The organism is Caenispirillum salinarum (assembly GCF_044803115.1).
GTDB lineage: Bacteria > Pseudomonadota > Alphaproteobacteria > Rhodospirillales > Rhodospirillaceae > Caenispirillum > Caenispirillum salinarum_A.
Map to the genome: position 1 here is coordinate 550,115 of NZ_CP085224.1, position 23,451 is coordinate 573,565.

The following is a 23,451-nucleotide window of genomic DNA, read 5'->3' on the forward strand; positions in this document are numbered from 1 at the left end:
TCAGCCCCCGTGCGGCAACATGGCGCCGGGCAGGTGGGAGACGCAGGCCATGACATGGGTGATGGCGTCGCGGTCGTAATGGTCGCCGGAGCGGTAGGCATCGAACAGCGTGTGCGTCCGCTCCACCCGGTCGGGCCATGTGTCCTGCGCCTGAAGGCCCAACGTCACGCCGTAGTTGGTGAAGGCGAACTTGACGTCCCGCGTCCCCGGCTGGCGGCAGAAATAACCCGGCGGGTCCACCCACATCTGATCCAGCGTGGACAGGCAGCGCGGGACCTGAGCCTTCGCCCAATCCTCGCGCGGGAAGAAGCCCGCCATCCACAGCATCATGCCGATGCCCAGGTCCTGGGTGATGTGCAGGTCGGGCCATGTCCGGTCCATCAGCCCGCGCATCTCGGCGATCTCGTCGGCCAGCGCCGTCTCGTCCAGAAGGCGATAGCTGACATAGCCGTCAAAGGCGTCCAGCGCCCCGAGGCCATAGCCGGGGTAGGGGCGGCCGAGGTCCTCCTCCATCTTCCACACCACGCCGGTGCCGGGGATGACGAAGGGCTTGTGGACGGCCTTGGCGATGGCGACGCCCTTCTCGCGGTAGGCGGGCATCACGTCGCCCAGGCGCGCCATGGCGAACATCCACATGGCAAGGTAATGGAAGTACTGGCCATCGCGGTCCGGGGCCTCGCCGATGCGGTAGCCGCGGCGGCGGCCCAGCACCCGGTCGACTTCGTCCACCAGGGCCTCGGCCTCGTCGATCCAGCGGCGGTCGCCGGTTTCCTCGTACAGCGAAACCAGCAGGACCACGCCGAAGGCGTCCGTCCACAGATAGCGCAGGCCATTGGGCCAGATGCCCTGGGCGCGCATCCAGTCCAGCCGGTCCAGGACGAAGGGCATGTCGCGCAGCGGCATATCGGTCGCTCCTTGTGCGGCGGAAGGTCTTCAGGGGCAACGGCTCGGTGCCGCCCGGGTTTCCCCGGCAATCGCCTCCGCCCATGATGCCAGGGTGTGCGGCGGCGGCGTGGTTCTGGTAAACATCGGGAAAACGAACCAGGACCGGCCCGTGACTGCCACCGAAGATCATACCGCCGAGGACGCCGTGGTGCTGGAGGACGTGCGCCTCCGGCGCGGCGGCCGCATGGCGCTGGACGGCGTCTCGCTGCGCCTGACGGAGCCGCGCGTGGCGGTGGTCGGGCGCAACGGGTCGGGCAAGTCGACGCTGGCGCGGCTGGTGAAGGGGCTGCTGCGGCCCGACAGCGGAACCGTGCGGGTGTTCGGCCGCGATCCCGCCCGCCGCGACCGCCGCGCCATCGCCGACGTCGGGTTCCTGTTCCAGAACTCCGACCACCAGATCCTGTGCCCCACGGTGGCCGAGGAGATCGCTTTCGGGCCTGTGGAACTTGGCACCCCTCGCGTCCAGGCCGATGCCGCCGCCCGGTCCATCCTGGATGACCACGGCATCGCCGTCTGGGCCGAGCGCCCGGTGGCGGCGCTGTCCGAAGGCCAGCGGCGGCTGGTCTGCCTGCTGGCGGTGCTGGTGAGCAAGCCGCGCCTGCTGGTGCTGGATGAACCCTATGCCGGCCTGGACATCCCCACGCGCCTGCGCCTTCAGCGCTTCATCGCGCGGCTGCCGCAGCGCGTCCTGCTCATCAGCCACGAGCCGGAAAGCCTGGACGGCTTCGACCGGGCGCTTTGGCTGGAGGACGGCCGTCTGGCCGCCGACGGCGCGCCGGCCGAGGTGCTGCCCGCCTTCACCCGCGCCATGCACGCGCTTGTGCCCGGTGACGACGATCTGGCCACCGATGGGGAGGGCGCGGCATGGGTGGCGTGATCGCGCGCGGCGGCATCCTGCCGCTTCATCGCGTTCCGGCGGGATGGAAGCTGCTGGCCCTGGCGGCCTCCAGCGCCGGGCTGTTCCTGTCGGCCGATCCGCTGGTTCTGGCCGGTGCATTTACCGCCGTGCTGGTGCTGGCCTGGGCGGCGGGCGCGCTGGCGGTGGTGACCGACCTGCGGCCGCTGGCGCTGGTGCTGGTCCTGTCCTTCGCCGCCCATGCCGTGCTGGGGGACTGGCGGCTGGGGCTGGCAATTGTGCTGCGCGTCGGCGCCCTGGTGTCGCTGGCCGGCGTGGTGACCGCCACCACCCCCTTCGGTGAGATGCTCGGGGTGCTCGACCGGCTGCTGGCGCCGCTGCGCTGGATGGGCGTGCAGACCCGTCCCGTCAGTGTCGCCATCGGCATGACGCTGCGGTTCGTGCCGGTTCTGTCCCTGCGCTGGCGCACGCTGCGCGACGCCTGGACCGCCCGCTCCGCCCGCCGCCCCGGCTGGCGGCTTCTCGTGCCCTTCGTTGTCGGCGTGCTGAATGATGCCGACCGCGCCGCCGAGGCCCTGGCCGCCCGCGGCGCCTTCCTGGAGAAAAGACCGTGAGTGCCGCATCCTCTTCGCTTCCCTCGACCGTCGCCCGCATCGCCCTGTTCGCCGCCCTGATCGCGGCGCTGGGCCTGGTGCCGCAGGTCATGCTGCCGTTTGCCGGCGGCGTGCCCATCACCGCCCAGACGCTGGGTCTGATGCTGGCCGGGCTGATCCTGGGGCCTTGGCGCGGGGCCGCCGCCGTGCTGGTCTTCATGGCGGTGGTGGCCCTGGGTGCGCCCCTGCTCGCCGGCGGACGCGGCGGGCTCGGGGTCTTCGTCGGCCCGACCGCCGGTTTCCTGGTCGGCTTCCCCATCGCGACCATCGTCATCGGCCAGGTCTGGCGCACCTTGAGCCGGCGCATGAAGCCGATGGTAGCCGGCGTCCTGGCCTCGCTGATCGGGGGAGTGGTGGTGCTCTATGCCTTCGGCGTGCCGGGGCTGGCGCTGGTGACCGGCATGTCGCTGACCCAGGCGGCGGCCGTGATGGTGGTGTTCATTCCCGGCGATATCCTCAAGGCGCTCGTCGCCGCCTACGTCAACCGCGAGGTCCGTCGCGCCACGGTCGTGGACGCCTGATCGGGCACGCCGGCGGCGCGGCCCTACTGCTGCAGGGCCTGCAGGGAGTCCATCACCGCCAGGATGCGCCCGTTGACGAAAGCTTCCGCCTGGGTGCGGGTATAGTCGTCCTGGCAATGCTCGATGGCCGCGCGGCTGAACGCCTCGCCCCAGATGGGCATGTCGCGCGAGCCGTGGGCGCCCGCGTCGGCCCGCCCGTCGATGACCTGGCGGACCCTTTCGTGCGGGAGGGCGCCGTCGTTGCGGGCCGAAACGCGCGTGAGGTCGGGCAGAGCCGTGGCCAGCAACCGGGCATAGGGGCCGGTCCCCGTGCCGTCGGGGCCGTGGCAGACGGCGCAGTGGGTTTCGTAAACCCGCTTGCCGAGGGCAACACCATCACCGTCGGCAGCATCAGCCGCTCCGGCCGGAGCAGCGGCACCGGTAACCGCGCCGGATGCAGCGAAGCGCCGTGACAGCGCCCGGGTAACGGACGAGGCGCACGGGCTGGTCTCCAGGCCCGCCCCCTTGAGGGGTGCCGACACTCTGAAATCTACCGGGTTCTTCGGAGGAGATGGCTGGGGCGGTAGGAGTCCCAGCACTTTTTCGTCTGGCGAAAATTCCCTTTAGAATCAACGGCCTGTGAATGCCTCTGTCACAGTAGATGTCACATTGTGACGCCGAATGCAAGGGGGCGGGGCCGCTTCGTGTTTGACGGATGAACGCATTTCGAGCGGTATAGGGGTGCCGCGCCGGTGATGTCGCAGCTCCGCGCTCCAACCTGCCGGACGCCGTCCGCGGTGCCGTCCGGCCGGTCTGAGCAGGGACACGCCATGCCGGGTCGTCTGCGACAGGGATGCCCCCTGGGCCACCTGCCTGCCGAACGCCTTGGCGCGGCCAGGAGCGACGTGATGGAGCGATCAACTCATATCAGGAGTTCTCGTAGCTCTTCATCAATAGAGGCTGCGCCTTCTAAAAGTCCGCCGGTTCGCGCAGGGTCAGTTCAAGGTCGCCGGAGCCGAAGTGCCCGATCGTGTCCCAGGAGATGGTGTAAGAGCGACGGCATCACCGTCGTCTTCGGCGGCTGAGGCCACAGGTCAGGCTACTGCGATGGCGCGCAGCCCGTCAGCAGAAGGATCGGCTGGCGGGCCAGCGCGAGGGCGGTGTTCAGTGCCGAGGACTTGCCGCCCCGGCTATCGGCGCGCACGTACCGGTCGATCATGCCCTGCCGCTCCAGCCGGCGGCAGACTGCGGCCGTCGCGTCGGTGGAGCCGTCGTCGGCGACGATGATCTCCAGCGGCCGGTGCGGCTGTTCGCGCAATGACGTGACCGTGCGTGCGACGCTGTCCGCATCGTTGAGCGCCGGCGCCAGGACGGATACGCCCAGGGCAGGATCAGCGCCTTCGCTGCGGCGGGCCGGCAAGGCGGGCGGGGAGTGCTCCCGCCCGAACAGCCACGCGCCGATGACGACAGCGTAGCTGACGAAGAAACGCGGCTCCTCCACCAGGACCAGCAGCTAGAAGGTGCGGATGAACTGCTCCGGCGGAAGTCCGTACAGGAAGTGCAGGGCGGTGTCGATCAACGGAACCTCCGATGGAGGTATAACGCCGTCGATCGTATGAAGGCTCCGCCGGGTCACGTCCACGGGTGATCCTGGTGTCCGCACGCTGCGGGAAACCGGGTGGCCGAAAATATGCCACGCGGAGGCAACGATAATATTTTCCGCGTTCGGATATAAAGGGGGTCCAAAAGGATACGTCTGTGGTAAATCTTGATCATGCAAGTGAGGTAATCACGCTACGCTTTCGTGCGGGAAGCGCCAGCGATCTCACCGCTAGAGCATGAACGACCGAGTGCTTGTGGCGCGATGTCGCACTGAAGAACTCGGACAAACATCCATCAGACCGGAGACATGATGACCGCCTCCACCGCCCAAGTCGACCTTGACCGCACGCGCCGCCTGTCCTTCCTCGGCATCGATGAACGCACTCGCGAACTGCTGAGAGAGGTGCGCCCCCTGCTGGAGCCGCACGTGGATGCCATCCTTGATGGCTTCTATCGGCACCTCAGCAGCGAACGCGAGTTGATGACGCTTTTCGGCGGGCAGGCCAGCCTGGCCCATGCCCGCGAGATGCAGCGGCGCCACTGGATGGAGAACGTGTTCTCCGGCGAGTTCGGCGACGGCTACATGAAGCAGGTCACTATCATCGGTCGCGTTCACGAGCGCGTGGGCCTGGAGCCGCGCTGGTACATGGGCGGCTATTGCTTCACCGTGAACCGCGTGGTCGAGGTCATCCAGGCCGCCTGCCGCCGCAAGCCGCAAAAGGCGGCGGAACTGATCGCCGCCGTCAACAAGGCGGTGTTCCTGGACATGGACATCGCCATTTCGGTGTATATCCAGACCGCGCGCGAAACCGCCGCCGCCAAACTCAACACCTATGCCGACGCTTTCGAGACCGAGGTCCGCACGCTGGTCGAGGCCGTCGCCGGCGGCGCCGGTCAATTGAAGAAGACCGCCGACCGCATGACCGACACCGTGCGGACGACGAGCGAGGAGACCGCCGCCGTCGCGTCAGCCGCCGAGGAGTCCTCGGCCAATGTCCAAACGGTCGCCAGTGCCGCCGACCAGCTCAGCGCCTCCATCCGCGAGATCGCCCAGCAGGTCGCGACGGCCACGACGATCTCGCGCGAGGCCGTCGCCGAAGCCGATCGCACCAGCGACATCGTCAACGGCCTCGCCAAGCGGGCCGACAGCATCGGCGAGGTGGTGCGGCTCATCAACGACATCGCCAGCCAGACCAACCTGCTTGCGCTGAACGCCACGATCGAAGCGGCGCGGGCCGGCGATGCCGGCAAGGGTTTCGCGGTCGTGGCGAATGAGGTCAAGAGCCTCGCCGGACAGACCGCCAGGGCAACCGAGAACATCGCCGCCCAGATCGGCGACGTGCAGGAGGCGACCAAGGAAGCCGTCGGCGCGATCGAGCAGATCGGGCGGACCATCACCCGCATCAGCGAGATTTCCGGGTCGATCGCCAGCGCGGTGGAGGAGCAGAACGCGGCCACCAGCGAGATCGCCCGCAGCGTCCAGCAGGCGTCTGCGGGCACGCGGGAGGTCACGCAAACCATCGGGTCGGTTTCCACCGCCGTCTCCACCACCGGTGGCGCCGCCCGCGAGGTGCTGACGGCGTCCGAGACGCTGACCGGCCAGTCGCAGGGGCTGCGCGAGCAGGTCGACACGTTCCTGGTCAAGATCCGGACGGCCTGACCACCGCCGCCAGGGCGGGCGGCAACGGCGACGCCTGTCCCGGGAGGTCGGGCAGACCGTCGCGGCTCGGCCCCTGGCGCCGCACTTCTCCAGAACGAGGCCGTGCGATCCGCCGTTGATCGGCCAGGACAGCACTGGAGGACGAGAGCCATGAACCGCATTAAAGTCGCTGTAGTGGCGTTCGCGACGGCCGTCATCGCTAGCGTGCCGGCCGTCGCGGCTGAAACGGTTGTCGAGATGACGAACCGCCTGAACTACATGCCGGAGACAGTCACCATCTCCGCCGGCGACACCGTTCGCTGGGACAATACGTCCGATCTGGTTCACACGGTGACAGCCGATCCCGCCAAGGCCAGTGACCGGGCGCATGTCCGCCTGCCGGACGGTGCGGAGCCATTCGATTCCGGCTCCATCCAGGCGCGCGGCAGCTATAGCCACACCTTCACCGTGCCGGGCGAGTACACGTACTTCTGCATTCCGCACGAGGCCGCCGGCATGATCGGCAATCTCGTCGTGGAGTAGGGGGCAGATGCGGCGCCTGTTGCAGGCTTGGAGGGCGTTTTTCCAGATTTTTCCCCGGAATGTTGATGGAGGACCGAGGGTTCTTGGGCTTCCTACGACTTGTTAACGGATCAGTCACCGGTAGGGCCGCGTCCGCAGGAAAACTTGTCAGCCGTTGAACGACGGGTCCAGCGGATTCAGCGGGCGGCGCACGAAGCGGTAGGGCAGGCGGGCGAAGTCGGGCGACGCCAGACCGCCGCTGTCGGCCAGGATGACCTTGCCGGCGATGGGCTCGAACGCCGCGCGGAAGTGCTGTTGCGACTTCAGCGCCACCACGCGCTTGCGCTGCGGGTCGATACCGTTCGCCAGGAACATCTGACGGTCGATGGCCTGGACCAGATTGCTCGTCACAATGATGTCGACGCCGCCCGCGCGGAACACGGCACTGCGCCCTGTTGACCGCCTCATGCCCTTCCACATGGGACCGTCGCACACGAAACTGCCGTCCGACAGGTACGCCCGAACAGCAGGCCGGCCGCGCCCGCACCGCCGGTCGGCGGGCTAGAATTGCCATGACGGCCAGCAGCACGAGCCCCTCAAGCGCCGCCTCGTAAAGCTGGCTCGGGTGGTGCGGGACCGCGCCACCCATCGGGAAGTCCATGGCCCACGGCACATCGGTGGCGCGTCTGTCGAGTTCGCTGTTGATGATGCTCGCCAGCCACCCGAAGAACAGGCCGAGCGGCGCAATGACGGCGACGGTGTCGGCGAACGGCAGCAGCGGCACCTTGCGCTTGCGGGCGTACAGCCAGATGGCGACGGCGTCACCCAGAAGGCCGCCGTGGAAGGACATGCCGCCGTGCCAGACCTGGACGATCTCCAGCGGGTTCGAGAGGTAGTACGCCGGCTTGTAGAACAGCACACAGCCCAGACGCCCGCCAGGCGGTCGAGGACGAAGCGGATGGCGTGCAGGGCCACGGCGCCCTCCTCGGCAATCAGACGGCTGGTCCGTACCACGGCCAGTAGAAGCCGACGAAGCCGAGCCAGATGAGGAACAGCCACGTCAGCACGACCGCGAACACGACGCCGCCGGGCCAGTAGGTCCAGTCACGGCTGTAAGGCCACCACGGCAGGGCGACGATCCACAGCAGCAACAGCAACACCAGAATCCAAAAGCCTGCCATGGGGCACCTCCTTGCGCCATTTTCTCTCGAAATCCCGTCAATGCCTTCCGGGCAACGGATTGGCGCCCGTCGGGGTTCGGTCGCCACCCGGCGGCTGCCCCGGTCGTTCACCGGGCAACGAAGTCCATGCAAGGGAGGAGCACGATGATGTTCGAGGACCGGCGTCGCCTCATGGTCGACCACCAGATCGCCGCGCGCGGGATCACGTCTGGGCCCGTGCTACGGGCTATGGCAGCCGTCCCGCGCGAAGCCTTCGTGCCCGAGAACCTGCGCGACTATGCCTACGAAGACCGGCCGCTGCCCATCGGGGAAGGCCAGACCATATCGCAGCCCTATATCGTGGCGCTCATGGTCGACGCGCTCGACCTGGGCGACCGCACGGAGCGGGTGCTGGAGATTGGTGCCGGCTCGGGCTACGCCGCCGGCGTCCTTGCGTCCGTCGCCGACGAGGTGGTCACCATCGAGCGGCACGAACCGCTTGTGCGGATGGCGGAAGCCAATCTCGCCCGCGCCGGCATCACCAACGCCCGGGTCGTGCACGGCGACGGCACCCGCGGCTGTCCCGACAAGGCGCCCTTCGACGGCATCATCGTCGCGGCCGGCGGGCCGCGTGTGCCTGACTCCCTGCGCCGGCAACTGAAGGTGGGCGGCAGCCTCGTCATCCCCGTCGGCCCGGCACAGCGCCTGCAGACGCTGCTGCGCATCACCCGCACCGGCGAGGACACGTTCGAAGAGGAAGACCTGGGCGCAGTCCAGTTCGTTCCGCTGATCGGCAGCGAAGGGTGGGAAGGCGACGACCCGTCGCCCAAGCCGCGCGCGGAACACCAAAGGGAGGGCGGAAACGGCGGCTCCGGGCAGCAGTCCGTTCCGCACCGCATCGCGGCAGCTTGCGAGCCTTTCGACGATCTGGAGACCGCCGACCTTGATCCCTTGCTCGACCGTATCGGCGACGCCCGTGTCGTGCTCATTGGCGAAGCGTCGCACGGCACGTCGGAATTCTACCGCATGCGGGCCCGCATCACGCAGGCGCTGATCGAGCAAAAGGGCTTCCGCATCGTCGCCGCCGAAGCCGACTGGCCCGATGCCGCCCGCGTCGATGCCTGGGTGCGCCACCATGCGGGGCATGAGGTTCAGAGGGATTGGCAGGCCTTCGCGCGCTTCCCCGTGTGGATGTGGCGCAACGCCGAGACCCGCACATTCATCAACTGGCTGCACGCGCGCAACGCCGATCGGGCGGAGGACGCCCGCGCCGGCTTCCACGGCCTCGACATGTACAGCCTCTATACGTCCATCGAGGCGGTGCTGAAGTACCTTGACGACGTCGACCCGGAAACGGCGCAGGTCGCCCGCGAGCGCTATGCCTGCCTCATGCCCTGGCAGCACGAACCGGCCGAGTATGGTCACATGGCGCTGACCAGCGGTTTCGCTCGGTGCCGCGAGCCGGTGGTGAACATGCTGCGCGACCTGCTGCAGAGGCGGACCGAGTACGCCGCCCTGGACGGCGTGCGCCTGTTCGACGCCGAGCAGAACGCCCGCCTCATCGAGAGCGCGGAACGCTACTATCGCATCATGTACGAGGGCGGCGCGGCTTCCTGGAATCTGCGCGACAGCCACATGTTCGAGACCCTGCGGCGTCTGCTCGACCACTACGGCCCGGACAGCCGCGCAGTGGTCTGGGCGCACAACAGCCACGTCGGCGACGCCTCGGCGACCGGCATGTCCGCCCGTGGGGAGCACAACATCGGCCAGCTCTGCCGGGAGGCATTCGGCGACGCCTCCTACCACATCGGCTTCGGCACCCACGCCGGCACCGTCGCCGCCGCCCACAATTGGGACGGCGAGATGCAGGTGATGGATGTCCGCCCGTCGCTCGCCGACAGCCACGAGCGCCTGTGCCACGACAGCGGCGTGCGGCGGTTCTTCCTGCCGCTGCGCAACGGGCCGCAGGACTTGCGCGACCATCTGCAGCAGGCGCGGCTGGAGCGTGCCATCGGCGTCATCTATAGGCCGGAGACGGAGCGCTGGAGCCACTACTTCGACGCCATCCTGCCGCGCCAGTTCGATGAATGGATCTGGTTCGACGAAAGCCGGGCCGTGACCCCCATTGCGGCGGCGGAGGTGGAAGGCCTGCCCGAGACCTATCCCTTCGGGCTCTGACGAACGGGCGAAGGCGGAGGCTCGCGTGCCCCGGTTGGACGTAACGGCGATCGATGTCGGCATCCTGCTCGGCTACGTGGTGCTGACCCGCCTGCTGTTCGGCTGGTACTTCGCCCGCAAGACGCACGGCGAAGGAGCCGAAAGCTACTTTCTTGCCGGGCGCCGGCTGCCGTGGCCCATCATCGGCCTGTCGTTTTACGTCGCCAACATGAGCGGCGGCAGCTTCGTCGGCCTGCCCGGCGCCGGCTACTCCGACGGCATCGCGGTCTATCATTACGAGTGGGTGCCGGCGGTGGCGCTGGTCCTGTTCGTCTTCGTGTTCCTGCCGCTGTTCCTGGACGCGAAGGTGTTCACCTCGGCGCAGTTCCTGGAGAATCGCTACGGCCGGCGGACGCGGCTCGCCTTCTCGGGCTTCATGCTGCTGACGAGCATCATCGTCGACGCCACCGCCTCTCTCTACGCCGGCTCCAAGATCGTCGAGACGCTGTTCCCCGGCGTGCCCACCTGGATCGCCGTGGGCGCCGCCGCCGTGGCAGCGGGCGCATACATTGCCTTCGGCGGCCTTGGCGCGGTCGTGCTCAACGACGCCCTGCAGGCAACCCTTATCTTCCTCGGCGGCGCGGTTCTGCTCTACCTCGCTTGGCAGGAGATCCCGTCATGGGAGGCGGTGCGCCAGGCGGCCCCGGACGGCGCGCTGCACCTGATGCAGCCCGCTGGCGACGACGTCCTGCCGTGGCCGGGCATCATTACCGGCGTGCTCATTCTCGGCATCTACTTCTGGTGCACCAACCAGTTCGTCATTCAGCGGGCCCTGGGCGCCCGGTCGCCGGAGGACGGCCGGCGCGGCGCCCTGTTCGCCGGCTTCCTCAAGCTGCCCAACCTGTTCATCCTGATCCTGCCCGGCGTCATGGCGACGGCGATCTATCCCGACCTCGACGATCCCGACCTGGTCTTCCCGGCGATGGCCTTCGACCTGCTGCCGGTCGGGTTGCGGGGGCTGATGCTGGCGGTGGTCGCCGCTGCGATCCTGTCGAGCCTGGAGGCGATCCTGAACTCGTCGGCGACCCTGCTCACCATGGACTTCGTGCGCAGCCTGCGGCCGCAGACCAAGGACCGGACGCTCGCCCGGCTGGGCCGCATGGCGACGATCGGCTTCATGGTTCTGGCGGCCCTGTGGGCGCCGGTTGTGACGGTCTTCCCGACCCTGTGGCAGTACCTGCAGTCGATCCTGTCATATTTGGTGCCGCCGGTGGTGGCGCTTTTCCTCTGCGGCATCTTCTGGTGGCGCGCCACCGAGACCGGTGCCCTGCTTGCGATTGCCGTCGCCGCGCCGCTCGGCATCGCCGGCTGGGTAAGCGTTGAGGTCCTCGAACTCGCGGACATCCAGTTTCTCTATGCGGCCGGCATCCAGTTCGTGCTCGGATTGGCCCTGGTCGCGGCGGGATCCCTGGCGACGCCACCGCCGAATCCAGAGCGCGCCGCCCGGCATGGTTTCCGCCGCCGCCTCCTTCCGGACCGACGGGATGTGGCGTGGCGGTGGTCGGCAGCGCTGCTGGCGACCGCGGCGGCCATCGTCATCTGGTGGTGGTGAGCCTGGGCGGACGAGGAAACCGGGAACCGGCTTCGCGGCCTGCCGTTGGCCTTGCACACATCCCGACAACAGGAGGTCATTATGTCCAGCTCCAAGAAGACGCGGCCGGAAGGCGGCGCTGCAGAATCCCACCGAACGGCCCATCCCCGGGGTACAGACAACAACAATCCGGAACGGCCGCGCGGCGAGCCCAAGCCTCCCGAGGACGTCCGCCGCGACGAGGAAGCGGAGCGGGGGAAGCCCGATAGCGACTGATGCGGCGTCCCCCCATGATGATCCAATAGCGGGACGATTTCGAGCTGGATGACGCGGTCGCTTCAGCGCCGGCTGGCGCCGAGCCCGTGCTCCACGCGCGGCCCGAACATCGGCGGGCGGTGGCCGGTCAGCGGCCGGGCCGACTGGAAGGAGTGGCCGGCGGCCAGCACCCGCCGGTCGGCCTGACGCGGGCCGACGATCTGCAGCCCCACCGGCAGGCCCTCCTGCGTGAAGCCGCAAGGTACCGAGATCGCCGGCTGGCCGGTCAGGTTGAAGGGCCAGGTGAAGGGTGTCCAGCTCGTCCAGCGATCCTTCGGCCAGTCTTCCGGCACGTCGCGCCCCGCCTCGAACGGCGGGATGGGCACGGTCGGCGTCAGCAGCAGGTCGTAGCGGCGGTGAAACCCCTCCATGTGGTCGATCAGGCTCATGCGGTCGTTCATGGCGGCGAGGTAGTCAAGCATGCTCCAGCCTTGCGCCTCTTCCACCAGCGCCACGAGGCCGGGGTCCATGTCCTTGCGCTCCTCGGGCGAATGGTCGCGAAGGGCATTGGCCGCGCCCGATGCATAGAGGCGATGGAAGGTCTCGGACCGGTCGCCGATGTCCGGATCCGCCATTTCCACAAGAGCGCCCATCTCCTCAAATACGTCGGCCGCTTCGGCCACGGCCGCGGCCACCTCGCGATCGACGGGCACATCGCCCAGCGTCGGCGCGAAAGCGATGCGCAGTCCCCGGACGCCATCCTCCAGCGCCGCCAGAAGGCCCTCCGCCGGACGCGGCGTGGTGGCGTCAAGCCAGTTGGCCTCGGCCAGCAGCGCGACCAGCAGGGTCACGTCGCCGACGGTCCAGCCTATGGCACCCACATGGCCCAGCGGCGCGAAGATGCTGGGCGGCCACATGGGCGCCAACTCGTGCGTCGGCTTGTGGCCGACGACGCCGCAGAACGACGCCGGGATGCGCACGGACCCGCCGGCGTCGGTCCCAAGGGCGAGCGGTGCCATGCCAAGCGCCACCGCCGCGCCGGAGCCCCCGGACGAGCCGCCGGGCGTGCGCTCCGGGTCCCAGGGATTGCGCGTGACGCCGCACAGCGCGCTGTCGGTGGTCGCCTTCCATCCGAATTCCGGCGTCGTGGTGCGGCCCGTGATGATGGCGCCGTGACGCTTCAGCACGGCAACCGCCGGGGCGTCGTCGCCCACCGGTTCGGCGGGTGTGGTGGCCGATCCCTTGCGGTTGGGCCAGCCGCGCATGTTGAAGACGTCCTTCACCGCCACCGGCACGCCTTCCAGACGCCCGGCGGGAATCTCGCGGCGCCAGCGTTCTTCCGACCGGCAGGCCTGAGCCATGGCGTCCTCCTCCCTGACGCCGCTGAAGGCGTTGACCGCTGGGTCGTGGCTGCGGATGCGGCCGAGCGCGGCCTCGGTCGCCCCGACCGGAGAGGCGCGGCCATCGGCATAAAGTTGCTTCAGTTCAAGCGCGGTCTGGTCGGACAGGTCGATGCTCATGGCGCTCCCTCTGTACATGCCCGCGGAACGCGCCCGCCAAAGCCCCTGTTGCCGGGGAACCGGGCCTCCGGCGGTAGGCGTTGCGAAGGCGACCCTTTCATGGAGCAGGAACGCCATGCCGCTGGATATCGCCGTCATCCTGGCCGACCCGCGCCTGCCGTACCCGTACAATCCGGGGGGACGCATGGCCGAGCACGACCACCGCGATGCGGCCAGGCTTCAGGACGCCCTCGGCCGGCTTTCCTCCTGCCGCTTCACAATCCTCGATGACCACGAGAACCTGCCGGAGGCTTTGCGCCAAGGCTCCTTCGACCTTGTCTTGAACTTCTGCAACGCCGGCTTTCGCAATCAGCCGGCGCTGCAACTTCATGTGCCGGCGCTGGTGGAGATGCTGGGCCATCCGTTGGCCGGGGCCGATGCGGCCTGCCTGGCGCTTTGCCACGACAAGGGCGCGGTGAACACCGTCGCCCGGGCCCACGCCGTGGCGGTGCCGGCGCAGGAGGTGATCCGTCTGTCCCGTGGCAACAGGCCGCGGCCGCCGGAGCGCGTGCCGGTCCTGCTCAAGCCCAACAGCGGCAGCGGCAGCACCGGCATCTCCACGGGGTCGGTGGTTCAGGCGCCGGAAGACGCCGAAGCCAGCCTGAGCGCGCTGACGGCCGATACCGGCGTCCTCTGGGTGGTGGCGGAGGAACTCCTGCCGGGTGATGAATTCAGCGTCGCGGTGCTTGGCGAGGCGGGCGGCCTTCGCTGCCTGCCGCCGCTGACCGTCGACTACGGCGATCTGCCCGAGGACCTGCCGCGCATCATGACCCACGAGTCCAAGACCGACGAGAAGTCTCCCTACTACCAGCGCCTGCGGCTGAAGCCGGCCGAGGTGCCCGACGACCTGCGGGCACGGCTGGACGAAACCTGCCGGCTGATGTTCGACCGCCTGGGCCTGCGCGACTACGCCCGCTTTGACTTCCGCGACGACGCCAACGGCGTGCCCCGGCTGATCGACGTCAACGCCCATCCCGAGTGGCGCGCGGACGGCATGATGGCGCGTATGGCGGGCTACGCCGGCATCGACTATCCCGACCTTCTGGCCCGCATCATCGACGGCGCCCGCGCCCGCATCGCGGCCGCCGAAAAAGGAGCCGCCATCCATGGGTGACCCAGTTCTGCCCGCCGACGGCCTGTGCCTGCGCCGCAGCCGGCCGGACGACATCCCCTTCATCCGCTATGCCGAGGCCGCCCCCGAGAACGCCCGCTTCGTCGGCCAATGGACGGAGCCGGAGCACCAGGAGTGCATGATCGACGCGGACTGCCGCCACATGGTCATCGAGGACAGGGCCTCCGGGGCCGACGGGGGGAACGACCCGCGCGTCGGCTATGTATTGCTTCAGGGGCTGCGCGACGAAAACGGCAGCCTGCTGCTGCGCCGCTTCGTCGTGGCGCGCAAGGGCAGGGGCGTTGGGCGCCGGGTGCTGGCCGCAATCCTGCGTCACGCCTTCGACGACATCGGATGCCATCGGCTTTGGCTCGACGTGCGCGAGGACAACGTGCGCGCCATCGACCTGTACCGGCGCTTCGGCTTCGTCGTCGAGGGCCGCGAGCGGGAAAATGTGCGGCTCGACGACACCTACCTCTCGACGCTCCGCATGTCGTTGCTCGACCGCGAATACCGCGGCGCGGCTCCGGCGCATGGCCCGGCGCCTCCCTACGCGTAACGGAACCCGTCCTGAACCACCCGCCGGGAGACCACCGCATGTGCCGGATGCTCGGATTCGTCGCCACCCATCCCACCCGCATCGACTGCTCGCTGGTGGAAGCGCAGCATTCGCTGCTGCGCCAGAGCCGCGAGGACCTGGAGGGCTTCGCCCACGCCGACGGCTGGGGCATCGCCCACTGGCCGCACGGGCACCTTTCCGTCAGCCGCCGCGTGCACGCCGCCGGAGAAGGCGACGCCTATGCGCGGGTGGCGCGGGAGGCGGTCGCGACACGGGTGCTTGCCCACGTACGCCAGGCGACCGCGGGGGATGTGCGCATCGAGAACACGCATCCTTTCTCGCATGGGCCCTGGGTGCTCATGCACAACGGGACCATCCGCCACTTCGACGAGGGCGTCGGCGAGCGCATGGCCGAGGAGGTCCCGCCGGCTCACGTCAATGCCATCAAGGGCTCGACCGACAGCGAGGCCTTCTTCCACTTCCTTCTCAGCCGCATGGAGCGCCAGCCGGACACGCCGGTGGAGGACGTGCTGGCGCGCACGGTCTCGGACGTGGCCGCGTGGTGCCGGGAGGCCGGCCCGTGCGAAAACCTGGGCCTGAACATGCTGCTGTCTGACGGCGCCCGCCTGTTCGGCTGCCGCTGGCAGCAGAGCCTGTGGGTCCTGGAGCGCCAGGGCGTCTACGACTGCCAGCTCTGCGGCCGGCCGCATGCCGTGGCTCGGCCGCCGGAGGATTACCGCGCCGTTCTGGTCGCCTCGGAACCCACCACCGATGAAGGATGGCAGGAGGTGCCGGATCATTCGGTGTTCCAGATCGTCGAGGGGGTGGAGGGACCAGCGCTGAGGATGCGGCCGTGCACCGTCTGAGCGGCTGCACGGTTTGCGGCCCCGGGACGGTCCGGAACTCGGCAACCAAGCCTCCGCACTTCCGTTGAGTCGACAGCCGATTCAAACCAGCAGGAGGCTCAGACCATGAGTGCGACCGGCCTGGAAATGTTTGATAAGACCCTACAGGAAACCAACATCTGGCTGAACGAGATTTCCGAGCATTTGGGCGGCGACAAGCAGCACGCCTACCACGCCCTGCGCGCCACCCTGCATGCCCTCCGGGATCGCCTGACGGTCGAGGAAGCCGCCCATCTCGGGGCGCAGTTTCCCATGATGGTCAAAGGCATCTACATGGACGGCTGGCGCCCGGGGGCTCCGCCGCACAAGGAGCGCAGCAAGGACGCGTTCCTGGCCTCTATCCAGGAGCGTCTCTTTACGGTGCCGCTGGAGGGCCGCGCCGAGGATGCTGCCCGCGCGGTCTTCGCCGTGCTGGACAAGCATGTGGAGGAAGGCCAGATCGCGCAGGTAAAGAAAATGCTGCCCGACGAGATCAACAGCCTTTGGCCGGCCTAGGCACCGATCTTATCGCGCGTCGGAAACGTCATCATCCGAAGCGCCGCCCCAGGTGCTCCTCCAGAATCTCACCGACGCCGCGGCCCCGCATATCCGGGTCCACGCCAATGTGCTTGGGCTCGGGCGTGGCGTAGCCCAGCACGCGGCCTGTACCGGCTTCCTCCGCCACGATCCAGGACGATCCCGGCTCAGGGACATGGGAGCCGGGGCCGTCGATCGCCTCAGCGGCGCGCAGGTCCGCATCGGTGGCCTCGCGCACCAGAACCGAGCCGGCGGCGTTTCCGGCACTCATGTCCGGCGAAACCTGTTCCGGATTGTAAGGATCACGATCGGCCATAGCGGAGCCCTCCGGCGTCGGGGTGTGGTGAGAAGCGAACGGCGCACCCCGCCCGGCGGTTCGCGGCACTTGGTGCCGCCCCTTGCCGGGATATTGGATCGCTCACGAACAACGTGTTTACGGCTGTAGCACTGGACCGGGGTCGCCTACACACTGAAAGGCGCCGCCGGCCGTCATCGGTCCCTCCCATGCTCAGCCAGCAGGCGCCGAGCTTTCCACTTGATGGTGTCCAGTTCCTCGTCGCGCGCCACGCACAGCGTCACCGCATGCCGGATGCAGTCGTCCAGCGCCCGATGCGGCACCAGGCCGGCATCGGCGGCAAGCGTGCGGGAGACGGGATCCACGCCGGCGGCGGCCAAGCGCCTGCGGTCATCCACGGCTACCGCGTCGGCTTCCTCCAGTTGGAAGGGCACAGACCGTGTCCCGCTGCCCAGACCGTACAACTCGACCAGCCAGCCGTGGTCGAACGGCGGGTTGTCGGAGAGCACGACCTCGGCCGTCGTCAGGTCGTCGGCCAGCGCCTCGGCCACCGTGTCCGGCGGGAGGCCCTCGGCCTCCAGGCGCCCAATGGTGAGCCCGTGAATCCGCTCAGCGTCGTCGTCCCAAGCCAGATGCGGGGGCCAGCCGCCGGGGCGGATCAGCCAGGACCGCCCGGCTGTCACATCGGCGTTGCACCAAGCTATCTCGATGGGATAGCCGTTTCGCAGGCTCGACGCCTCAATGTCCAGAAAGCTGATCATCACGTCAATCTCCGGTCGCGCGGGGCCTGAACCGACAGAAAAAAGCTGCCGGGCGAAGTGCGTAAGCAGCTCAGAAAGCTCTTGAGAGAGTGGTGGGTGCCCGAACTCCCTGCCTGCGCCGCGCTGGCGAATACGCTTCCAACGCCTTAGAGCCCAACCCGAAACTCCGGCGGGTCGGCTGGACGGTGCTTTTTCAGGCCGGCTGCGTTGCCAATCCTCGCCGATGCCGCCGGCATCGGCTGCGTTTGGCGCCTGACGGACGAAAAAATCCCTCGTCCATCCTCAGCCGCTGAATTTGGGGTCGGGCTGTTAGCCACCGTCTACAGTTTGTAGTGCTGGATCGGGTGGGGCGCCATTTCCTGAAGGTTCTTCAGGGGGCTCGTCGAACGCCGGCGGCAGTGCATTCGAAACCGCACGAACCTGAGGCGGTCGAAAGCGTAATGATATCTGCGGGCAGTGTGTTCAGCGGCCGCAATGACCAATTGTGGGGGAGGAGCAAAACTTGGCGGGCGATGACATTCAGTTCCTCGGCGAGCGGCTGCGCGAAGCGGTTTTCGAGGCTGCGCCCCACGGGTATCTGATCGTCGACCCGGACTTCATCATCGTGGACGTCAACCAGCGTTACCTAGACCTCACCCAGGCCCGGCGCCAGGATCTCGTCGGTGTCTGTCTGTTCGACGCCTTCCCGGACAACCCCGGCGATCCGACGGCCGATGGCGTGCGGAACCTCCGACTGTCGCTCGAGACCGCGCTCGCCACGCGCCGTCCGCACGAGATGGCGGTGCAGAAATACGACATCCCGCTTCGCGACGACCCCGACGGCAGCTTCGAGGAGCGCTACTGGAAGCCGCTCAACACGCCCGTGGTGCGCGATGGCGAGGTCGTGGCCCTGATCCACCACGTCGCGGACGTGACGGAGGAGGTCCTCTTCCGGCGCGACCAGGCGATCCGTCTCCGCTCTGCCCAGCAGCTCGACGACCTCGCCTTCTGGGAATACCACCCGCGGACCGGCACGATGTACTTTTCACGCGCCTTCTCGCGGATGCTGGGCTTCCCTGAGCGCGAAGGCACGGCCAGCGCCGAGGACTGCTTCGCGCGCATCCACGCCGACGACCGGGCGGCCGTGCGCGCCGCCTTCGACGATGTGATGGATGCACCCGAGCACACCACGGTGTCCTTCATCCACCGCCTCCTGCTGCCGGACGGGACGACTCGCTGGCTCTCCTCGCAGGGAGAACTCGTGCGCGATCATCGCGAAGCCCTGCCGCGCTTCGTGGTCGTGAGCATCGACGTCAGCGAGTCGAAGCGGCGAGAGGAGGCGCTGGCCGTGGCGCTTGACGAGCGGGACCGCCTGCTCGCCCAGAAGGAGGCGCTCCTCGCCGAGGCCAACCATCGCATCAAGAACAGCCTCCAGCTCGTCTCGAGCATCCTTAACATGGATGCCCGTCGCGCCGGCGCCGGCGAGGGACGCGACCGCCTGGAGCGGGCGGCGGCGCGGGTGCAGGCGGTGTCCTCCGTGCATGAGATGCTCTACCGGTCGGAGGACGTGACGACCCTCGCGTTCGGGGAGTATCTGCGCAAGCTCTGCGCCCATCTCGGTGGCGGCGACGCCACCGGGATGGGCGTCGTTATCACGTGCGAGGCAGCGGATGTCCAGTTGCCTGCGGACAAGGCGATCGCGCTCGCGCTGGTCGTGAACGAGTTGGTGTCGAATGCGTTGAAGCACGCGTTCACCGGTCTGGAGAAGGGACGCATCAATGTGACAACCCGGCTGGAGGAGGACACGCTGGTTCTGGAGGTGGCTGATGACGGCGCCGGCAAGTCTACGGGCGCCGAGCCGGGTCTCGGCACGCGCATTGTTCATGGGCTGGTCGGCCAGCTCGGTGCCTCGATCAAAACAGAGGACGCCGCGCCGGGCCACCGCGCCGTCGTCCGAACGCCGATGCAAGAACCATGAGGCTGCGCGTCCTGATCGTCGAGGATGAGTTCTTCATCGCGATGGATCTTCAAGATCAGGTGGAGGCGCTGGGGTGTCGCGTCACCGGCACGGCGCGCGACCTGGAAAGCTGCAAGAGCGTGGCACGCGCCGAGCGGCCGGACATTGCCCTGATGGATCGGCGCCTCCCGGTGGCTTCGCGACGAACTTGGTGTCCGCTGCATTTTCATCAGTGGAAACCTGAATGATGCCACTCGCGAAAGGCTCTCGGTGGTGGAGCCGATCGCCTTCATCGGTAAGCCGATCAATCCGCACGAGCTCAAGCGGGCACTCGTCACATACAGCAAGGCCATTGACGAATGAAGCGCCCGATAGGGCGCGCCGCCCTTGTGCATCGGCTGCATGCGTAGCCGTAGCCATCTTTTGAAGGCTGCCTTGGCATCGACCACCCGATCGTGCCGACGTCGTCGATCTTGGAGTACCGGCTCCCTTCGGAAATGCCCGAGGCTGGATCGGCCGCCCACCTACTCATCAAGTGGAGCGGTGCGCGCCTAAGTGTAACCGTCTTCTGACGGCTGCCTTGGCGCCGACGTCCCGATAGTGCTGACTTCGTCGATCTTGGAGTGGATCGGCGGATGGAGCGAGTTGCTTATGGCCTACGATGGTAGTCAGCCTCCGGCGCGGCGACGGACATGGCCCCGGGCAGACAAGGAGCGGATGGTCAGAGAGGTTGCCGAGAGCGGCCTTTCGGTGGCCGCAGTGGCGCGGCGGAATGGTGTTCATCCCAGCGTCCTCGGGCGCTGGTGCCGGAAGACAGCTCCGGCCGCACCCGGCTTTCTGCCCGTCCAGGTGACGGCACCGGAGGAGGCGGCCGCTCGCGTGCCCGAGGAACCGTCTCCGGTCGAGATCGTGCTCACCAACGGGCGCCGCCTGATCGTGCCGGCCACCATCGCGCCACCCCGGTTGCGGACGCTGGTCGCGGCCCTGGAGGGGGCATGATCGCCGTTCCGCCGGGCGTGCGTGTCTACCTGGCGCTCGGCCGGACCGACATGCGAAAGGGCATGCCCGGCCTCGCCATGCTGGTGCAGGAGGTCCTGAAGAAGGACCCGTTCTCGGGGCACCTGTTCGTCTTCCGCGGGCGGCGTGGCGACCTGGTCAAGATCCTCGCCTGGGACGGCCAGGGCTTCTGCCTGTTCACCAAGCGGCTGGAGAAGGGACGCTTCGTCTGGCCGTCGGCGGAGGGCGGCGTGGCGGCGCTGACGCCGGCCCAGTTGAGCATGCTGATCGAGGGCATCGACTGGCGCATGCCGACGCGGACATGGCGGCCGGAGACAGCCGGCTGACGAGCCCCGGAAGGCGCCGAAATCCTTGGTTTTTAGGGCTTCTGCGGCTAGAATCCGGCCATGCCTTCCGCACCGTCTTCCCAGCTTCCCGACGACGTCGAGGCCCTGCGGGCGATCATCGCCGCGCAGGCCGAGGAACTGGCCGCGGCCAGGGCCGGCCTGACCGCCAAGGCGCTGGAAGTCGAGAAGCTGAAGGTGCAACTCGCCCGCCTGCGGCGGATGACGTTCGGGCGATCGTCGGAGAAGCTGTCCCGCGAGATCGAACAGCTCGAACTGGCCCTGGAGGACCTGGAGGCCGAAGCGGCCGAAGCGGCCGAAGCAGAGGATGAAGCGCCGCCGGAGCCGACCGAGGCCGACGCCCCGGACCAGCCTGCCGCGCGCCGTCGCCGCGCCCTACCGGAGCATCTGCCGCGCGACGAGGTCCGTCATGATCCCGCCGACGACTGCCCGGCCTGCGGCGGCGCCATGCACACGGTGGGCGAGGACGTGACCGAGATCCTCGACTACGTGCCCGGCCGTTTCCGGGTGATCCGCCATGTCCGTCCGGCGCTGTCGTGCCGGACGTGCGAGAGCATGGTGCAGACGCCGATGCCGTCCCTGCCGGTGGCGCGCGGCCTGCCGTCGCCGGCCCTGCTGTCGCATGTCCTGGTGTCGAAATACTGCGACCACCTGCCGCTGTACCGCCAGAGCCAGATCTACGCCCGCGAGGGCGTGACGCTGCCCCGGGCGCTGCTGGCGGGCTGGGTCGGCAGGACGGCCGCCCTGGTGGCGCCGCTGGTCGAGGCGATTGGCCGCCACGTGCGCGCCGGCGACGCCTTGCACGCCGACGACACGCCGGTGCCGGTGCTCAGCCCGGGCGCCGGCAAGACCCGGCAGGCGCGACAATGGGTCTATCTGCGCGACGAACGTCCCCATGCCGGCCCGGCGCCGCCGGCCGTGCTTTACCGCTACACGCCCGACCGCAAGGGCATCCATCCGCAGACCGAGTTGCAGGGCTTTCGCGGCCTTCTGCACGCCGACGGCTATGCCGGTTTCAACAAGCTGTACGAGCCGGGAGAGGACGGCGTCGCGTCCGTGCAGGAGGTGGCATGCTGGGCCCATGTGCGGCGCAAGATCCACGACGTCCATGCGGCGACCGGATCACCCATCGCCGCCCGGGCCCTGGAGCTGATCGGCGCGCTGTTCGACGTGGAGCGCCGGATCTCCGGGCGTCCAGCCGACGAGCGCCTGCGCGTGCGCCAGGCGGAGAGCCTGCCCCGGCTGGAGGCGGTGAAGACCTTCTTCGACACCAGCCTCCGCAAGCTGCCGGGCAAAAGCGAGCTGGCGGCCGCAATGCGCTACGCCCTGACGCGCTGGCCAGCGCTGACCCGCTATGCAGGCGACGGCCGCTGCGAGATCAGCAACAATGCCGCTGAGCGGGCCATCCGCCCGCTGGCCCTGGGCCGGAAAAACTACCTCTTCGCCGGCTCCGACGCCGGCGGCCGCCGGGCGGCGGCCATCTACACGCTGGTCGAGACCGCGCGGCTGAACGGCCTCGACCCGCAGGCCTACCTCACCACGGTGCTGGCTCGCATCGCCGACCATCCGATCAACCGGATCGACGACCTGCTGCCGTGGAACATCGGGCAGCCGCAGGACGACCAGAAGGCTGCCTGACCGTCAACAGGCGGCCGCCGCAGCCGCTGGAAGACGCTTACGATGAACCACAAGAAGCTCCTGCGGCTCTATCGGGAGGAAGGGCTGGCGGTCCGCCGTCGCCGGGGCCGCAAGCGTGCGCTTGGCACGCGGGCGCCAGCCGCGCTCCCGCAAGGGCCGAACCAGCGCTGGTCACTGGACTTCGTCAGCGACGCCCTCAGCGACGGGCGCCGGTTTCGCATCCTGGCCGTCGTCGATGACTTCAGTCGGGAATGCCTCTGCCTGGTCGCCGACACGTCGCTCTCCGGGGCCAGGGTCTGCCGGGAGCTGAACGCCGTCATCGAAGCCCGCGGCAAGCCGCTTATGATCGTCAGCGACAACGTCCTATGTCAGGACGAGTGGCTGCGGCAGGGGTGAACAGAGCCCATCTCGCTGACGGGCAGCAAGATGCGAAGATGGTCGGCCAAGCGGCTTCCGCCGTCAAGGAACTGCTCTCATCCATAACAAACACAGGGTCCGGACGTTGCGGCCCTCACCGTCCTCAATACGAGATGCCGGTCCAAGCGGAAGACCCGAACATTATCTACGAGGTCACATCGCCGGGGCGACGGTGCCTCCACGGCTCCTACAGAGAGGGGTTCTTCCGGGTTCCCGCCCCTCGTAGAAGGGGCGGTATTCGGTGTCGCTCTTGACCACGGCGTGGGCGGTGCGGGCCATCTTGGCGGCGACCGCCGTCAGCGCCTTGCGGCGCAGGTCGGCGTCGGTGCGGTCGCGGGCGATGTAGCGCTCGTACTTGTCGCGGAACCCGTTGTCGCGCTGGCGAATGGCGACCTGGCCCGCCATCCAGAAGGTACGCCGCAGCCGCGCGTTGCCGAACTTGGACAGCTTGCTGTGACCGCGAAACGTGCCGGACTTGCCCAGCGACAACCAGGATGGCCGCTCTGCCGACAA

At 68.4% G+C, this 23,451-nt stretch carries 25 protein-coding genes and 3 pseudogenes; 18 read left to right on the forward strand and 10 right to left on the reverse strand.

The annotated features are described in order from the left end of the window. Positions 1–903 (reverse strand): hypothetical protein, encoded by a 903-nt coding sequence (locus tag LG334_RS02565; protein ID WP_404383011.1) that lies wholly within the window; start codon positions 901–903, stop codon positions 1–3. 151 nt (positions 904–1,054) lie between these two features. Here LG334_RS02565 and LG334_RS02570 point away from each other — a divergent pair, with 151 nt between their 5' ends. The 3 genes from LG334_RS02570 to LG334_RS02580 are packed head-to-tail and all read left to right on the forward strand — an operon-like array spanning position 1,055 to position 2,975. After that, positions 1,055–1,822 (forward strand): energy-coupling factor ABC transporter ATP-binding protein, encoded by a 768-nt coding sequence (locus tag LG334_RS02570; RefSeq protein WP_404383013.1) that lies wholly within the window; start codon positions 1,055–1,057, stop codon positions 1,820–1,822. After that, positions 1,810–2,415 (forward strand): CbiQ family ECF transporter T component, encoded by a 606-nt coding sequence (locus LG334_RS02575; RefSeq protein ID WP_404383015.1) that lies wholly within the window; start codon positions 1,810–1,812, stop codon positions 2,413–2,415. Before LG334_RS02570 ends, LG334_RS02575 begins: the two co-directional genes overlap by 13 nt. Continuing rightward, entirely contained in the window at positions 2,412–2,975 is a 564-nt protein-coding gene (locus LG334_RS02580) for a biotin transporter BioY (protein WP_404383017.1), read from the forward strand. The genes LG334_RS02575 and LG334_RS02580 overlap by 4 nt, the downstream gene beginning before the upstream one ends. Positions 2,976–2,998: 23 nt before the next feature. Here the strand turns inward: LG334_RS02580 and LG334_RS02585 are convergent, their stop codons facing one another. Together LG334_RS02585 and LG334_RS02590 are read right to left on the reverse strand one after the other, a co-directional pair. Next, a complete protein-coding gene (locus LG334_RS02585; protein WP_404383019.1) occupies positions 2,999–3,496 on the reverse strand; it encodes a c-type cytochrome in 498 nt (165 codons plus the stop codon). Positions 3,497–4,053: 557 nt separating this feature from the next. After that, positions 4,054–4,455 carry a glycosyltransferase gene (locus tag LG334_RS02590; RefSeq protein ID WP_404383021.1) on the reverse strand — a complete coding sequence of 134 codons (402 nt, stop codon included), beginning with the start codon at positions 4,453–4,455 and terminating at the stop codon, positions 4,054–4,056. Positions 4,456–4,863: 408 nt separating this feature from the next. On the opposite strand from LG334_RS02590, the gene LG334_RS02595 reads away from it, so the two are divergent. Continuing rightward, a complete protein-coding gene (locus LG334_RS02595; RefSeq protein ID WP_404383023.1) occupies positions 4,864–6,216 on the forward strand; it encodes a protoglobin domain-containing protein in 1,353 nt (450 codons plus the stop codon). A 150-nt stretch (positions 6,217–6,366) separates the two neighbouring features. Further along, positions 6,367–6,738, forward strand: coding sequence for a plastocyanin/azurin family copper-binding protein (locus LG334_RS02600; protein ID WP_404383025.1), 372 nt, complete (start codon positions 6,367–6,369; stop codon positions 6,736–6,738). 147 nt (positions 6,739–6,885) lie between these two features. On the opposite strand, the gene LG334_RS02605 is transcribed toward LG334_RS02600, so the two are convergent. The 3 genes and pseudogenes from LG334_RS02605 to LG334_RS02615 all read right to left on the reverse strand — a co-directional run bounded on the left by LG334_RS02605 (position 6,886) and on the right by LG334_RS02615 (position 7,898). Continuing rightward, a complete protein-coding gene (locus LG334_RS02605) occupies positions 6,886–7,197 on the reverse strand; it encodes an MlrC C-terminal domain-containing protein (RefSeq protein WP_404386287.1) in 312 nt (103 codons plus the stop codon). A gap of 133 nt (positions 7,198–7,330) precedes the next feature. Next, positions 7,331–7,636 (reverse strand): annotated as a pseudogene (locus LG334_RS02610) (prolipoprotein diacylglyceryl transferase); the annotation flags it as partial. A 73-nt stretch (positions 7,637–7,709) separates the two neighbouring features. Continuing rightward, positions 7,710–7,898, reverse strand: a complete 189-nt coding sequence (locus LG334_RS02615; protein WP_404383027.1) for a DUF3309 family protein — start codon at positions 7,896–7,898, stop codon at positions 7,710–7,712. 144 nt (positions 7,899–8,042) lie between these two features. Here LG334_RS02615 and LG334_RS02620 point away from each other — a divergent pair, with 144 nt between their 5' ends. The 3 genes from LG334_RS02620 (at position 8,043) to LG334_RS02630 (ending at position 11,901) form a co-directional block, all read left to right on the forward strand. Beyond that, the gene (locus tag LG334_RS02620) at positions 8,043–10,055 is read left to right on the forward strand and encodes a protein-L-isoaspartate(D-aspartate) O-methyltransferase (protein ID WP_404383029.1); all 2,013 of its coding nucleotides are present in this window, start codon (positions 8,043–8,045) and stop codon (positions 10,053–10,055) included. Positions 10,056–10,080: 25 nt separating this feature from the next. Continuing rightward, positions 10,081–11,646, forward strand: coding sequence for a sodium/solute symporter (locus tag LG334_RS02625; protein WP_404383031.1), 1,566 nt, complete (start codon positions 10,081–10,083; stop codon positions 11,644–11,646). 81 nt (positions 11,647–11,727) lie between these two features. Beyond that, entirely contained in the window at positions 11,728–11,901 is a 174-nt protein-coding gene (locus LG334_RS02630; RefSeq protein WP_404383033.1) for a hypothetical protein, read from the forward strand. Between the two features lie 62 nt (positions 11,902–11,963). Here the strand turns inward: LG334_RS02630 and LG334_RS02635 are convergent, their stop codons facing one another. Beyond that, the gene (locus tag LG334_RS02635) at positions 11,964–13,400 is read right to left on the reverse strand and encodes an amidase (protein WP_404383035.1); all 1,437 of its coding nucleotides are present in this window, start codon (positions 13,398–13,400) and stop codon (positions 11,964–11,966) included. A gap of 115 nt (positions 13,401–13,515) precedes the next feature. Between LG334_RS02635 and LG334_RS02640 the strand changes: the two genes are divergently transcribed. The 4 genes from LG334_RS02640 (at position 13,516) to LG334_RS02655 (ending at position 16,509) form a co-directional block, all read left to right on the forward strand. Then, positions 13,516–14,553, forward strand: a complete 1,038-nt coding sequence (locus tag LG334_RS02640; RefSeq protein WP_404383037.1) for a hypothetical protein — start codon at positions 13,516–13,518, stop codon at positions 14,551–14,553. Further along, positions 14,546–15,109: a GNAT family N-acetyltransferase gene (locus tag LG334_RS02645; RefSeq protein WP_404383039.1), complete on the forward strand. Its 564-nt coding sequence runs from the start codon at positions 14,546–14,548 to the stop codon at positions 15,107–15,109. The genes LG334_RS02640 and LG334_RS02645 overlap by 8 nt, the downstream gene beginning before the upstream one ends. Before the next feature lie 38 nt (positions 15,110–15,147). After that, complete coding sequence (locus LG334_RS02650) at positions 15,148–15,975, forward strand: class II glutamine amidotransferase (RefSeq protein ID WP_404383041.1); 828 nt, start codon at positions 15,148–15,150, stop codon at positions 15,973–15,975. A gap of 105 nt (positions 15,976–16,080) precedes the next feature. Next, on the forward strand, positions 16,081–16,509 hold the full coding sequence (locus LG334_RS02655) for a DUF2267 domain-containing protein (protein ID WP_404383043.1): 429 nt from the start codon (positions 16,081–16,083) through the stop codon (positions 16,507–16,509). 31 nt (positions 16,510–16,540) lie between these two features. Here LG334_RS02655 and LG334_RS02660 read toward each other — a convergent pair whose 3' ends face one another. Together LG334_RS02660 and LG334_RS02665 are read right to left on the reverse strand one after the other, a co-directional pair. Continuing rightward, a complete protein-coding gene (locus tag LG334_RS02660; RefSeq protein ID WP_404383045.1) occupies positions 16,541–16,846 on the reverse strand; it encodes a GNAT family N-acetyltransferase in 306 nt (101 codons plus the stop codon). A gap of 173 nt (positions 16,847–17,019) precedes the next feature. Continuing rightward, positions 17,020–17,589: a hypothetical protein gene (locus LG334_RS02665; protein ID WP_404383047.1), complete on the reverse strand. Its 570-nt coding sequence runs from the start codon at positions 17,587–17,589 to the stop codon at positions 17,020–17,022. 499 nt (positions 17,590–18,088) lie between these two features. Here LG334_RS02665 and LG334_RS02670 point away from each other — a divergent pair, with 499 nt between their 5' ends. The 6 genes and pseudogenes from LG334_RS02670 to LG334_RS02695 form a co-directional block, all read left to right on the forward strand. Continuing rightward, complete coding sequence (locus LG334_RS02670) at positions 18,089–19,543, forward strand: sensor histidine kinase (protein ID WP_404383049.1); 1,455 nt, start codon at positions 18,089–18,091, stop codon at positions 19,541–19,543. Further along, entirely contained in the window at positions 19,540–19,770 is a 231-nt protein-coding gene (locus LG334_RS02675) for a hypothetical protein (protein WP_404383051.1), read from the forward strand. The genes LG334_RS02670 and LG334_RS02675 overlap by 4 nt, the downstream gene beginning before the upstream one ends. A gap of 469 nt (positions 19,771–20,239) precedes the next feature. Continuing rightward, positions 20,240–20,521 (forward strand): IS66 family insertion sequence element accessory protein TnpA, encoded by a 282-nt coding sequence (gene tnpA / locus LG334_RS02680; protein ID WP_404379507.1) that lies wholly within the window; start codon positions 20,240–20,242, stop codon positions 20,519–20,521. Next, a complete protein-coding gene (gene tnpB / locus LG334_RS02685) occupies positions 20,518–20,865 on the forward strand; it encodes an IS66 family insertion sequence element accessory protein TnpB (protein ID WP_404379667.1) in 348 nt (115 codons plus the stop codon). Before tnpA ends, tnpB begins: the two co-directional genes overlap by 4 nt. A gap of 60 nt (positions 20,866–20,925) precedes the next feature. Beyond that, entirely contained in the window at positions 20,926–22,521 is a 1,596-nt protein-coding gene (gene tnpC, locus LG334_RS02690) for an IS66 family transposase (protein ID WP_404381160.1), read from the forward strand. Between the two features lie 36 nt (positions 22,522–22,557). Then, positions 22,558–22,881 (forward strand): annotated as a pseudogene (locus LG334_RS02695) (DDE-type integrase/transposase/recombinase); the annotation flags it as partial. Positions 22,882–23,091: 210 nt separating this feature from the next. On the opposite strand, the pseudogene LG334_RS02700 reads toward LG334_RS02695, so the two are convergent. Beyond that, positions 23,092–23,427 (reverse strand): annotated as a pseudogene (locus tag LG334_RS02700) (transposase); the annotation flags it as partial. Positions 23,428–23,451 lie beyond the last annotated feature (24 nt).